Consider the following 11,432-nt stretch of genomic DNA (forward strand, 5'->3'; position numbering starts at 1 on the left):
ATGTCGATCCCAATGCGCGTAAGCTTCATGAGTGGACTCCTCCTCACTGTGACTGGTTGTCTCGCAACTCCAGTCTGGCACTCTTAGATGCCGAGGGTGGGGAGGAGTCCATCCCATTGCTTTCGACCCGTCACGGACATCACAGAGTATGTCGGCCTCATCGAGAGTTCTAAACTTCGGCGCCTTAAGGGGGAGCAATGGCAGGGATATTTGGTAACACCGAGCGTGCCGTCTACGAAATTCGCTACTCGGTCTGGAAGAACGTGGCTGTATTTATTCTTTGCCTTGGCTTGGACCTCGCAGCCCTGTTAGTGCTTCTTTCACCTTCACATAGAGACTGGCCTTCAGTAGCAGGGGCGCTCTTCTTCGGTGCCGGTGCCGCCCTATTTGGGTTCAGGGCCTTCGGCAGGCGCATCAAGATATATGCCGACAGCCAAGGTATTCAGGATTTTCGCAATCGTTATGGAGCGATCGCCTGGAGCGAGATTGGTTCGGTCACGACAAGGACCGTCAAAGGCATCACCTACCTGACTCTCTACTTTCGCAACTCCGCCAAGTGGCTGCAACGATCACCAAGCTGGACACAGTGGATCGTAACTAAGACCAAGATGAAGATGAGCGCCACAATATCTCTCCAGAATACGGATGTTGACGAGCGGCAGTTCGTCCGATTCGTTGACGCGAGGGTCGCGGTAGCTTCAGCGAACGGTTGATCAGGCGTGACCCGTTAAGGTCCGCTTTCGACCCATAGCAGACCTTTTTACATAGGAGGTTGCATGACTGCCAATGACATATGGGACTATCACGCAGCTACGGGGTGTCCGCTGGGGCGCGCGCAAGAATTGCTCTCAGCGATGCCACCCGATATTCGAGAGCGCGTCCTGTTGGCAGTCCGGCAGAGGAGCAGCGTAAAGCTACTGGTCGACCCGATCGAGACAGATTTGGTGCTGGCGGGAAAGGTTCGTGAGGCCGCTGATGAGGCAAGCAGAGCGGCCGATCTGGCGGGACACCAAGGTAGGGGGCGATGCCACGTTGTTTGGGCGATGCAAAAGAAGATCTTGGCTGAGCGCCACGGCATTGCCTGGTTCTCACCCAGGGAAATGAATCCTGAGGTGACCTTCGACTAGGGTGGCTAACGTCCGCTTCCGACCCGAAGCGGACCTTACATTTGGGACAGCGACCATCGTTGTGCGTTTTACAGTGAGGAGGGGGTATGACCGGTGATCACGCGCGGCGGTTACTGCTTGCTTGGTTGTTCTTGCTCGCGGGGGCTTTTGTGCTTTGTGCCGCCTACGTTCCTTCAAGCTGGCCGTCACAGCCAACCTTTGGCGCCCTCGGTGTCGTAGTCCTCGCCTTAGTCGCACTGCTTGGGCGGACAAGGGTTGTGCGGGATTTGCTGGGCAGGCCGCCGTCCGGGCGCGTTGGTCTGATTAAGCCTCTCTTCCTTGGAGCCTGCGTTCTGTCAATCGTTCCGGCAGTCCTTGGCCTGGCCGAGGTCTTTCAGCAGACGCCGTTCGGAAGCCAACCACAGGTTCTGCCAAATTCCATGCTTGCGATATTTGGGCCTTATGCCTTGGTCATCGCATATTGCCTTTTGGCATCTTCAGGCAGAGGCGCTAAGGCAAAGAGATAACATTGGTAATGTCTGCTTTCGACCCGAAGCGGACACTTTGATATCGTCTAGAAATGATCGTCAGTGTGACAAGAAGGTTCGTCGAATAGACGGGGCGTTCGCATGAAAGGGGGAGTCTGATGCGCCGCGTGGTAACAGCTTTTCTTGCAACAATCTTGGTGGCCCTGTCCGGAACAAGCTTCTCCCAGCAATCGAAAGCCGGGGGGAGCACAACATCGGACGGCGCAACGATCGCCACAGCGATTGTCCTTGATGAAAGCGACGACGAGGCAGCCATAGCGGCGGAGAGCGCCTGGCTCAAAGAGCATTACCCTGGCTGCAATATGGTTAGCCAAGGGCTACTGATGGAAAAAGGGCGCTACTACGACGTCATCGAAATAACTACCGCTTCAAATGAGACCGTAAAGACGTACTTCGACATCACCAAGTCCTTTGAAGCGTTGAAGAACATATTTGGCAAACCCAATTAGTTGCTCCATCGCGTGATCCATGAAGGGCATTTGTACGCTGCCAGATTTTGGCGCTAAAGGTCCGCGCTCGACCTATAGCGGAGGTCCATGGAATAGATGGAAAGGGACATAGATGGCACATTTGATAGCTTGGGGTGGGATCCTTCTGGTGCTTCTCACTGGCGCATCAATGCTATTTCTTCAGCTCCGGACGTACCGAAGGATCAGGCATAGATCCCTTTTGGTGGCTGCGACTAGCCAAGCTTTCGGTTTGGTGTACGGAGCATTCGAGGTCGCAGCGTATTTTCTTCAACCGAATGCGGCGATTCGATGGACTCTCTTCTATCTCGCCAGCGCCTGCCTCTTCGTTCAATGCACCGTTTGTGTGCTTGGCACCTTTCTGATCTTTCGCGCGTTTGAACAATCGGTGTTGGGCCTGCGGGTTACACCACCTCCATTCGCGGCGGTTGGTGGCGAGACGCCGAAATAGTGATTTCGCAAGGTCCGCTTTCGACCCGAAGCGGACATAGCAGCATGGGGCGGTCAGTTCCAGGTAAAAGCAAATGTGCCGAAATCTCATCTCAAGGAGAGGGTGTGAACTGCTTCAATCATCCCAACACAGTAGCCCTTGGTACGTGCAAGGCTTGCGGGAAGGGCCTTTGCGAAGCTTGCATAGTTGATATGGGGCATGGCTTGTCCTGCAAAGGAGAGCACGAGGTAACGGTGAAGTCCTACCGCGACATACTTGACCGCAATCGACGTGTCATCGTCGCGGCACCGAGGAACATAATTCTTGCCCCGGTTTTCTATGCCTTCGTAGGCTTCGTGTTTGTGGCTTGGGGGCTGTCGTCACCTCGCGGGGTCAAGGACTTTGCATTCATCCTTGGCTGCGGCTTCGTGGCATTTGGCGCACTGGCTTATCGACAGGCAAGGAAGTCGCTGGCCGACAAGTGACGCGGCAAGGCACTTCCGCTTTCGACCCATAGCGGACATCTGGGACGGGCAAGTAAAAGAGTTCATTGCTTTCTGAAAGCAGGAGAGGATCGCTGTATGGCGTTGTTCCGCTGTCTGGTTGTGGGAGAGAACTTTCCGGGATTCTTGGCGGGTCTGCGGGAAGACGTGGGTTTCTACGCGACTCGGTTTGTAGAGGCGTCTTCTGCCTCTGAGGCAGAAGCAAAAGTGCTGGAGCTGCTGCGACAAGACGAAGCGCTAGACGCACCTTTGGACGTTCGATCGCCGGACGCAAAAGTCTATTTTGAGCAAATCCACGAGGTAGCTAGCGATACAGAGCGCGCACCCAATGGAGGTTTCACATTCTTTCCAATGGGTTCCTAAGGCGAAGGAAGCATCTCGCGCGCCTTTGGTATTCAACGGTCGACATGTCTGCTTTCGACCCGAAGCGGACGGTCCAAGATCAATCGGGAGGTGTATGGGATCGAATCAACGATGGGCCTGCATGGTTTGCCTCCTCGCTATAGCGGGAGGCTTGTTCGCAAGCCAGGCATCCGCGAAAGCTGAGGATCCCGTGTCACCGGCGTCGGAGTCGTTGACTTGGTTGTTGCCTTCCCAGGGGGCAAGCGCCGAGGGAATTCGCTGGGACAAGCGGTATGACCATTTGCTTTCCAGAAGCGTACCGAAAGTAAGCATCTACCTAGGGATGAGTAAGTCGAAAGCTCCACCTCCACCATTGCTAAGTGCGGTACGGGAGGTAATGGGTGGGCTTGATGAGTCGCTAGTGGAAACGGACGGCCGGTACATCATGCTATCTGCGTGCCGATTGCATTCGTGCCAGGAAAAGGGGTTTGTTTGGATCGACACGGTCCAGGGAGCTGTTGTCGGCGGCGTAGTGCATTTCTTTTACGGTGCCGAACCGGGTCGTTCGCTCCTGCTTTGGTCGAATAAGCAGGTCGAGTCGCTGCCAGAGCCCTTCCTGCGAGACTTCTCCCAGTGGAATAGCCAATGGCGCAGAGATGCAGCCGACGTGGAGAAGGAGATCGCGCCATCCGTGCCAGTGGCGGAGGACGGGTACGCAAAGGTTCGCCTTGTTGCACCTGACGGGCGGATTAAGTCGTTGCCTACCACATTTCAACCTGTGCATGACGGTACGGACTGACCGTTGAGGTGGTGTGCTTGGATCTGGAACCGTTAGGTCCGCTTCCGACCCAGAGCGGACCTTACTCGAGCACATATTTGGCACCAAAAGGGCATTCGGATTTGTGAGGATGTGACGGACGCAACGCAGTGGAGAAGGGCTTATGGAAGAAACCAAATCCGTCCGGGTAGCGCAAATTGCTGATGCGGAACAAATCGCAGCATGCCTGTCGTCTTTGGGATACGGAACCAGCTCAGCACTCGTACGAGGCAGGTTGAATGACATGGCAGAGTCGCAGAGCGATAAGGTCTTCGTCTGCGAGTTTGGTGGTTTGGTGATAGGCGTCGTCAGTCTTCATGCCATGCCTCTGTTTCATACGACTGGTCAGTTGGTTCGAATCACTTCGCTCTCGGTTCTAGATGGATGGTTCCGCAAGGGCGTCGGCGCAAAGCTCGTCGAAGCTGCCGAGCGATGGGCTTGGTCGACGGGGGCTATTCGCGTCGAACTCACGAGTGGCGACCATCGTGATGGTGCACACAAGTTCTACGAGGCGATGGGCTACCTCTTGGCTGAACGCCGCTTTATCAAACCAAACATCTTCGAAGAAAAATAGGTGGTCCGTCTTCGACCCGAAGCGGACATAATTCAGGATGCCATTTTCCAGGACAATTGGCTGGAGATTTGCCGATATATGAGAACAGTGGTCAGGTCGGTAGCTCAGTGGGGACTGGCAATTGCCATGGTTGCTGCTAGCACGTTGGTTCGGGCCAACGAGCCCCAAGCTGCAGAAATCAAAAAGCCAGGTCAGTGGGATGCGAGTGCCGTGTATCTGTGGCCCGGACCCACAGACATTGCCGACGCACCCCAGGGGCCGCGGATCGCAACAGTACGATCCCCTGATGGCAAGTTCGCACTACGGGTCAATGAGAACGAGCTGGCTATTGACGGTCCGAAAGGCGCAACGGTAGCGCGCAAATTGGATATTGATGACCTCGCAGAGGTGTCATGGGGACCGGATTCAAGGGAGTTTGCGGTCACCGCCAGCGACGGCGGCTGGGTTGGCACATGGGCGGTGACAGTCTATGCCGTGGAATCCACAGGCGTTCGGAAGTACGACGTGTCGCAGCCAATCGCAGCTCGGTTTCAAGCCAGAAAGGGTGGGTGCGATGAAATCCCGAACGTCGCCGCAGCGGGCTGGCTTGCCCCAGACGTCCTGCTGATTGTCGCGGAAGCCCCACCGCATAGTAGCTGCAAGGACATGGGGGCCATTCGCGGATACGAGCTGTCGGTTCGCGATGGAAAGATTCGACGTGAGTACAACTCTTCTCAGTTGGCTGCAAACTTCGGGAACCGACTTGGAGAGCGGTTGCAGGGTCGCTAGTGGCTATGTCCGCTTCCGACCCAAAGCAGACATCCGCTACTCCCTTAGTGCTGGTGAACCCAGTAACCCTTCATGGAGGATCACCGTGAAGCACATTGTCAAGGTAATTTGCGTGGCCGTGCTTTTGGTCTGGGCTCAAATGTCTGGCGCACAGACGCGTACGGTCATCGATATGAATGCTGATCTTCGATTGAGTGATGACGACGCTCACAACCTGGAACTCCAGGCAGCCGACGGAAGCGCCGATGCTGCGACGCGCCTCTTCCAGTACTACGCGTATTACCGACAGGACCAAGGCGCCGCAATAAAATGGATGACCGTGGCCGCTGAGAATGGTGATAGCTTTTCATATTGCAATCTAGCGACGCTCCTTCGGACGGAGAAGGATGAGTATCTCCAAAGGCGCGCTGCATTCTGGAAGAAGAAGTGCGAATCTGCTGATTAGAGCAACTAGGTTCTTGCTTGCGCTGCAGCAACTACCTACGGGAGCCGATTCGGTCGCTTCATAGCCTATTGCCAGACGCCATTTCGGCTCGTTCTCGTTGTTCCTTCCTTCTTTCCAATCGCATACCTGCTTGGAGAGCACCTTGGCCTTTACGGAGGGGTGGCACTCGTACTCCTAACTGAGGCTTGGAAGATCGTCACCTTGGCTAAAGAAGCCCGCATGAACAGAGGCTCCCTCGCCCAGGCGACTCCGTGATTGTTAGGTTCGTTTCGTGGGAGACATCCGCTTTCGACCCGGAGCGGACATAAGAGGGACGCTACGATGAGCTATCTGAGGGAGCTAAGGCGACGGATGAACCGAGACGACGGGAAACTGCTCCAGGTTGGAAATCGCCCAATAGGGTGCATCGAGGGAGTCGGGCTTCTTCTGTTTGTTGGCGGCATCTGTCTGTGGCAGCTCAACGCAAAGACCGGGCTCAGCGAAATCTGGACTGCTGTCGCGGGTGCGCTCGGCTTCTTGTTGTGCATTCTTGGGAACGCATGGAGAGGCAAGGATTCCGGTGTTTGAATTACAGATTCGAGATGTCGGCTTCCGACCCTCAGAAGACATCAAAAGCGGGGTCAGGTTCACTCCCGCCATGCATGAAGTGAACGGAAGGAGGTGAGCCTTCCATGGTTGCGGGAGGCCGAATAGTTTCAATTTGTTCGCGGTTGTAGAGTGCACTTCACACATGCCGGACGGCACCGCGTTCCTGGTGGAGCTGATCATGACCGGAAGAGCGGAACAACGGCGTGTCACGTTGGGAAACTCAGTCTCATATAGCAAAGCTGCATCAGGTTCGCTTTCGACCCAAAGCACGCGTCTCCATGTATGCAAGGAGCATGAAATGGACGAACACCCGCTCGAAGCTTGGCATCGCCTGGTTCGCACTCAGGACCCGTCCGGACTCGATGCTTTGATCGCCGACGATGCCGTTTTCCACTCGCCTGTCGTCCACACGCCACAGCGACGCAAGGCATTGGTCATCGCCTATCTGGGCGCGGCGTTCGCCGTATTCTTCAATCCAACGTTCCGCTATGTGCGACAGATCGTGGGCGCGTCAGATGCGATGTTGGAGTTCGAGGTCGAAGTAGACGGGGTACTCGTCAATGGCGTCGATATCATCAAGTGGAATGACGCAGGGCAGATTGTCGATTTCAAGGTGATGCTGAGGCCGCTGAAGGCGATCAATCTGATCCATGAGCGAATGGCAGCGATGCTGCAAGCAAAGCAGGGTATCTAGTGATATCCATGGGAATTCAACGGTCAGAAGCCAGGCAAAATCCGGGTCAGGTTCAGCTCCTCGACGGAAGATATGAACCTGACCTCGTAATTGTTAACTCATCTTGGCAGCAAGCAGTGCAGATCATTCCCGGGGGAAGGTGAGCTTGAAAACGCCTGACGAATTTGTGGAAGCGATGAAAGGAAGAGAGGCGCTTTCTTCAGGAGATATCAACGGCTCCCACGCCGCTCCTGATAGGGTAGGCAAACACTACATCCCGCACCCCAAAGCGCGCCTGTTGAACACACTGCTGCTCTTGCTCTGCGGTGGCATGGCTCTGTGGGGGCTTGGCGGGGTCTGAGCAACCACCACCCGTTGCCGGCTGGGGTCCTGGTTTTGGGTGCTGCGGTCGCCTTCGTCGGCCTCGCGTATGTGGCGACGGTTCGCGTTCTTATCGATGACCGAACGCTTGTGCGCACCTGGCTCGTGGGTCGACGGATCATCGTGTTAGAGGACATCGCGCAGCTGGGCCTCGTCCAATACAAGGGCACGCTGTCGCTGCTTATCCGGAAAAGCAGGTGGCGCCAACTGTCGCTCAGCAGTGATACGTTCGACTGGCAGGATGTGCGTTGCATGCACCGCGACATCCTGATGGCCCTGGGCTTGGACACCGAGCCGATGTGGCCGACGGCTCCTCGCTGGCTGGGCACGCTGGACGTGGCTGCCGTGCTGAGGTTCCGGCGCTTTCAGGCGGAGATGCAGGGAAGCGATGGCGAGCCGCCTCTGCGCTAACGAAGGCCAAGAAGGGATACGGCCCTTTCGTTCGGGCGGATTAACGACGCAGCTAAGGTTCGCTTTTGACCCAAAGCAGACCTGACGATGCTTCCGGCAAACGCTTCGTTTTCTTCGCGGTGATCGTCGACAGTTCCGGTTGCCCTGACCCAAACCATGCCTCGCACTTGCCCAGGACAATTATGCGGATCTCCCAAATGATCTCTTCGTTTGCCATCGTGCTGATGGCGTGCATCCATTCGGCACATGCAGCGGAGGCCGTGGACGCTCGGCCCTCGCCACTGCCGTCCCTCGACGGTCATTGGGCCATGATCGGCGATGTTATGGGCAAACCGGTTCAGTACGACTTGGATGCATTCCCCACGCTGCAGGGGAAATTCACAGAAATGCACATGGTTGATGTGCAGGTGCCCTCCAAATATGAAGCACGTGTATTCATAGGGGCCGACACGAGCGGCCAGCTTATCGTCCATTGGCTGGACAGCTTCGGAGCAAGCTACTCGGTGCCCCACGGGACTGGTGCAATCACGGGTAATACGGTGGCCTTCAGCTTTCCATACCCGAGCGGCCAGTTTCGCGATACGTTGACTTACGACCCGAAGCAAGGAACATGGAGCTTGGTGATCGAGTCTGCCAAACCCGATGGCACCTGGGGGCATTTCGCCAAGTACGAGATTCGACGCAAGCCTGCTGAACCCAGTCACGCGTCAACGCCGACGCACTAATTCACAGGCACGCCATATCCGCTTTCGACCCCTGGCGGACATTCCCTATGACCGGGGCGTCTTTGAGTACCCGACCAACGACAGCAACCGAACTTCGGAATGCCGCCAAAAACGGAGTCAGGTTCACGTCCTCGGTGTAGAAAGTGAACGGCAGGAGGTGATCCTGACCACGTTCCTGCTGCCTGACGGCCATGTGCGCCTTGAGACAGCGCCGGAGGCAAGCGTGCACAATAGCTCGATCGCTTCCTACCCGACTGCCATGAGCACTGTGACCTCGAAGTCTCGTCCGACCATCTGGCTGATCCGTCACGGCGAAACCGAATGGAGCAAGTCCGGGCGGCATACGGGTACCACTGACATTGCGTTGACGGAGCAGGGGCGCAAACAGGCGTCGGCGCTTGCGCCGCTGCTTGCGACACAGAAGTTCGACCTCGTGCTGACTAGTCCGATGCAACGTGCCATCGAAACCTGCCGTCTGGCCGGTCTCGGGGAGCGGGCTGAAATCGAGCCCGATCTGCACGAGTGGAATTACGGCGTCTTCGAAGGGCGAAAGACGGCGGATATCCGCTTGGAAGAGGCCGACTGGTCTGTGTGGAAGTCGCCAATTCCCGAAGGCGAGATGGCAGCGCAGGTTGGCGCGCGTGCACAGGCGTTGATCGATCGCTTGCTGAGTCGCGACGCGGGCAACATCGCCTTGTTCTCACACGCTCACTTCCTGCGAGCGCTTGCATCCGTCTGGGCTACCGGGACGCCTTCGGTCGGTGAACACCTCGCGCTCGATACCGCGGCGGTCAGCGTCCTCGGCTTTGAGCGCGAGGTCCGGGCCATCGTCAAATGGAACTTGCAGCCGTAGGACGCTTTCCCATCGGCCGTGATGATGTGGCTGTACCAGGCGCCTGACTTCAGCAAGGCGCCGAGGAAAATCACCCAGCAGGGGGCCGCGGCGCGCATCAAATGGCGCCGATGGTGCGTCGTCGCTCGCGCTACCAGTTGAGCTCGCCGAGCATCGCTGCGTAAGTCTCTATGCTGTCCCACAAGTTCTGCAGTCGAGCGTTTTCGTTGGCGGCGTGCTGGTTGTTGTCATGGTTGACGATGGGCAGGCCGATCGCGGGAACGTCCAACTGGCTGGCGAAGAGATACATGGGAACGCTTGCGCCCATCATGGGTAACACGGCGACGGGGCCACCGGCGGCTCGCTCGGTGGTGGCGAGCACGGCGCGTGCAGCGGGGCTGCTCATGTCGGCGCGGTAGCCGGGGTAGCCGTGGCCCCAGTCGAGCTTCACCAGCCTGGATTGGGTGCTCCGTGTCGCTGCGTCGGGCTCCGCATGCAGCACCGTCCAGCCGAGGTCCTGAAGCCGCTTCTCTACCTGTTCGCGCACGTGCTCCGGTGTCTGATCGGGAACCAGGCGGAAATCCAGCGCCACCTCTGCCGTCGCGGGGATCGCCCGCGCGGGGCCGCCCGCCTGGAGGCCAACCACATTGAGTGCGGGGTGCATGGTGCCGGCGGTCAGCCCTTCGTCGCCCTCGCCATGGGCGATGCCGAACTCCCGTGCCAGTGACGGCTCCACGGGAGGCAGCGCCTTGATGGCCTGTTGTTCGGCCACCGTCAGCGGGCGCACATCGCGGTCGAAGCCCGGAATGCGGATGCTGCCGTCGGGCGCGCGCAAGTCCATGATCAGTTCTGCCGCCAGGTAGGCCGGGTTCGGCGCCCAGTTGCCGTAATGGCCACTGTGCAGCGGTCGGATGGGGCCGTAGATGGTGGCCCTCAGGTCGAACATGCCACGTGCACCGAAGTAGAGCGTGCGGCGGCGTGACTGATGCATGGGCCCGTCGCCTATCAACCACAGGTCGGCTGCGAGCAATGCGCGGTTCTGGCGAAGGTTGTCGGCCAGATGTGGCGATCCAGGCTCTTCCTCTCCCTCCCAGAACACCTTGATGTTGACGGACGGCGATCGTCGCCATGCTTTCAGCGCATCAAACGCTGCCAGGAAAGCGATGATCGACGATTTGTCGTCGCTGGCCGCGCGGCCGAACAGGCGCCATTCGGGGTTGAACGGTGGGCGCTGGTGACTCCAGTCCACATCCGGCGACTTCGGATCCGGTCCGCTGCGCAGTACCGGTGCAAACGGGTCCGTCTCCCATTCGGCACGCACGACAGGCTGCCCGTCGTAATGTGCATAGAACACTACCGTGCGCCTGGCACCCGGCGTGTCGAGTTCGCCATAGACGACGGGCGGCTCATCAGCGCCCGCCTGCAACAGCTTCGTTTGAAAGCCGCGTTGCGAAAGCTCCGTCTGCAGGCGCCTGGCCATGGTGACGAGGCCGGGGGCATTCCCGGCCAAGCTGGGGATCGCGGTGAATTCGGAGAGCTGTCGCACGATCAGTGGCTCGTGCGTGGAGCGCCATTGGCGGACCTGCTCCATCAACGGATCACTGGCATGGGCCGTCGTGCTGGCGATGCAGAAAACGATGGCGAGTACCACTTTCTTCGTCATAGCTGCGCCTCTCGTCGGGCGGAAACAGTCCGCGGTCTCGACCCGTGCACGGGGCTGCTCTTTTAGCGCCGCCGTTGAGTAGGGTGAATCAAACCATCTTTGGCCGTCCAAGTCGCTGCAGGCCAAAAAGGGCGGGACTCGCAGCCGGCGAATATCGCG

General features: G+C 57.9%; 13 protein-coding genes. 12 read left to right on the top strand and 1 reads right to left on the bottom strand.

Features of this window, described 5'->3' with window-relative positions; all coding sequences use genetic code 11:
- Positions 1-197: 197 nt before the first annotated feature.
- From EPB08_RS19960 to EPB08_RS20015, 12 genes are all read left to right on the top strand, one after another.
- Complete coding sequence (locus EPB08_RS19960) at positions 198-713, top strand: STM3941 family protein (protein WP_130620889.1); 516 nt, start codon at positions 198-200, stop codon at positions 711-713.
- 63 nt (positions 714-776) lie between these two features.
- Positions 777-1,127, top strand: a complete 351-nt coding sequence (locus tag EPB08_RS19965) for a hypothetical protein (protein ID WP_130620890.1) — start codon at positions 777-779, stop codon at positions 1,125-1,127.
- 625 nt (positions 1,128-1,752) lie between these two features.
- The gene (locus EPB08_RS19970) at positions 1,753-2,103 is read left to right on the top strand and encodes a hypothetical protein (RefSeq protein ID WP_130620891.1); all 351 of its coding nucleotides are present in this window, start codon (positions 1,753-1,755) and stop codon (positions 2,101-2,103) included.
- Positions 2,104-2,805: 702 nt separating this feature from the next.
- On the top strand, positions 2,806-3,036 hold the full coding sequence (locus EPB08_RS19975) for a hypothetical protein (RefSeq protein WP_130620892.1): 231 nt from the start codon (positions 2,806-2,808) through the stop codon (positions 3,034-3,036).
- 1,301 nt (positions 3,037-4,337) lie between these two features.
- A complete protein-coding gene (locus EPB08_RS19980; RefSeq protein WP_130620893.1) occupies positions 4,338-4,787 on the top strand; it encodes a GNAT family N-acetyltransferase in 450 nt (149 codons plus the stop codon).
- A 126-nt stretch (positions 4,788-4,913) separates the two neighbouring features.
- Positions 4,914-5,555: a hypothetical protein gene (locus EPB08_RS19985; RefSeq protein WP_130620894.1), complete on the top strand. Its 642-nt coding sequence runs from the start codon at positions 4,914-4,916 to the stop codon at positions 5,553-5,555.
- A gap of 85 nt (positions 5,556-5,640) precedes the next feature.
- Positions 5,641-6,000 (top strand): SEL1-like repeat protein, encoded by a 360-nt coding sequence (locus EPB08_RS19990; RefSeq protein WP_130620895.1) that lies wholly within the window; start codon positions 5,641-5,643, stop codon positions 5,998-6,000.
- A gap of 886 nt (positions 6,001-6,886) precedes the next feature.
- Positions 6,887-7,282, top strand: coding sequence for a nuclear transport factor 2 family protein (locus EPB08_RS19995; protein ID WP_130620896.1), 396 nt, complete (start codon positions 6,887-6,889; stop codon positions 7,280-7,282).
- A 145-nt stretch (positions 7,283-7,427) separates the two neighbouring features.
- On the top strand, positions 7,428-7,622 hold the full coding sequence (locus EPB08_RS20000) for a hypothetical protein (RefSeq protein ID WP_130620897.1): 195 nt from the start codon (positions 7,428-7,430) through the stop codon (positions 7,620-7,622).
- Positions 7,623-7,657: 35 nt separating this feature from the next.
- Positions 7,658-8,053 carry a hypothetical protein gene (locus tag EPB08_RS20005; RefSeq protein WP_130620898.1) on the top strand — a complete coding sequence of 132 codons (396 nt, stop codon included), beginning with the start codon at positions 7,658-7,660 and terminating at the stop codon, positions 8,051-8,053.
- 65 nt (positions 8,054-8,118) lie between these two features.
- Positions 8,119-8,778 (top strand): hypothetical protein, encoded by a 660-nt coding sequence (locus EPB08_RS21185; protein ID WP_205746421.1) that lies wholly within the window; start codon positions 8,119-8,121, stop codon positions 8,776-8,778.
- Between the two features lie 157 nt (positions 8,779-8,935).
- Positions 8,936-9,631: a histidine phosphatase family protein gene (locus tag EPB08_RS20015; RefSeq protein WP_229238434.1), complete on the top strand. Its 696-nt coding sequence runs from the start codon at positions 8,936-8,938 to the stop codon at positions 9,629-9,631.
- Between the two features lie 130 nt (positions 9,632-9,761).
- On the opposite strand, the gene EPB08_RS20020 is transcribed toward EPB08_RS20015, so the two are convergent.
- Positions 9,762-11,273: a M20/M25/M40 family metallo-hydrolase gene (locus tag EPB08_RS20020; protein WP_130620899.1), complete on the bottom strand. Its 1,512-nt coding sequence runs from the start codon at positions 11,271-11,273 to the stop codon at positions 9,762-9,764.
- Positions 11,274-11,432 lie beyond the last annotated feature (159 nt).

Source organism: Dyella amyloliquefaciens (genome assembly GCF_004296575.1).
GTDB lineage: Bacteria > Pseudomonadota > Gammaproteobacteria > Xanthomonadales > Rhodanobacteraceae > Dyella > Dyella amyloliquefaciens.

Bases quoted from the DNA above. Each gene is read 5' to 3' on its own strand.
- EPB08_RS19985 (WP_130620894.1), top strand. From the start codon at position 4,914: ATGGTTGCTGCTAGCACGTTGGTTCGGGCCAACGAGCCCCAAGCTGCA.
- EPB08_RS20020 (WP_130620899.1), bottom strand. From the start codon at position 11,273: ATGACGAAGAAAGTGGTACTCGCCATCGTTTTCTGCATCGCCAGCACG.
- EPB08_RS19965 (WP_130620890.1), top strand. From the start codon at position 777: ATGACTGCCAATGACATATGGGACTATCACGCAGCTACGGGGTGTCCG.
- EPB08_RS19995 (WP_130620896.1), top strand. From the start codon at position 6,887: ATGGACGAACACCCGCTCGAAGCTTGGCATCGCCTGGTTCGCACTCAG.
- EPB08_RS19960 (WP_130620889.1), top strand. From the start codon at position 198: ATGGCAGGGATATTTGGTAACACCGAGCGTGCCGTCTACGAAATTCGC.
- EPB08_RS19970 (WP_130620891.1), top strand. From the start codon at position 1,753: ATGCGCCGCGTGGTAACAGCTTTTCTTGCAACAATCTTGGTGGCCCTG.
- EPB08_RS19980 (WP_130620893.1), top strand. From the start codon at position 4,338: ATGGAAGAAACCAAATCCGTCCGGGTAGCGCAAATTGCTGATGCGGAA.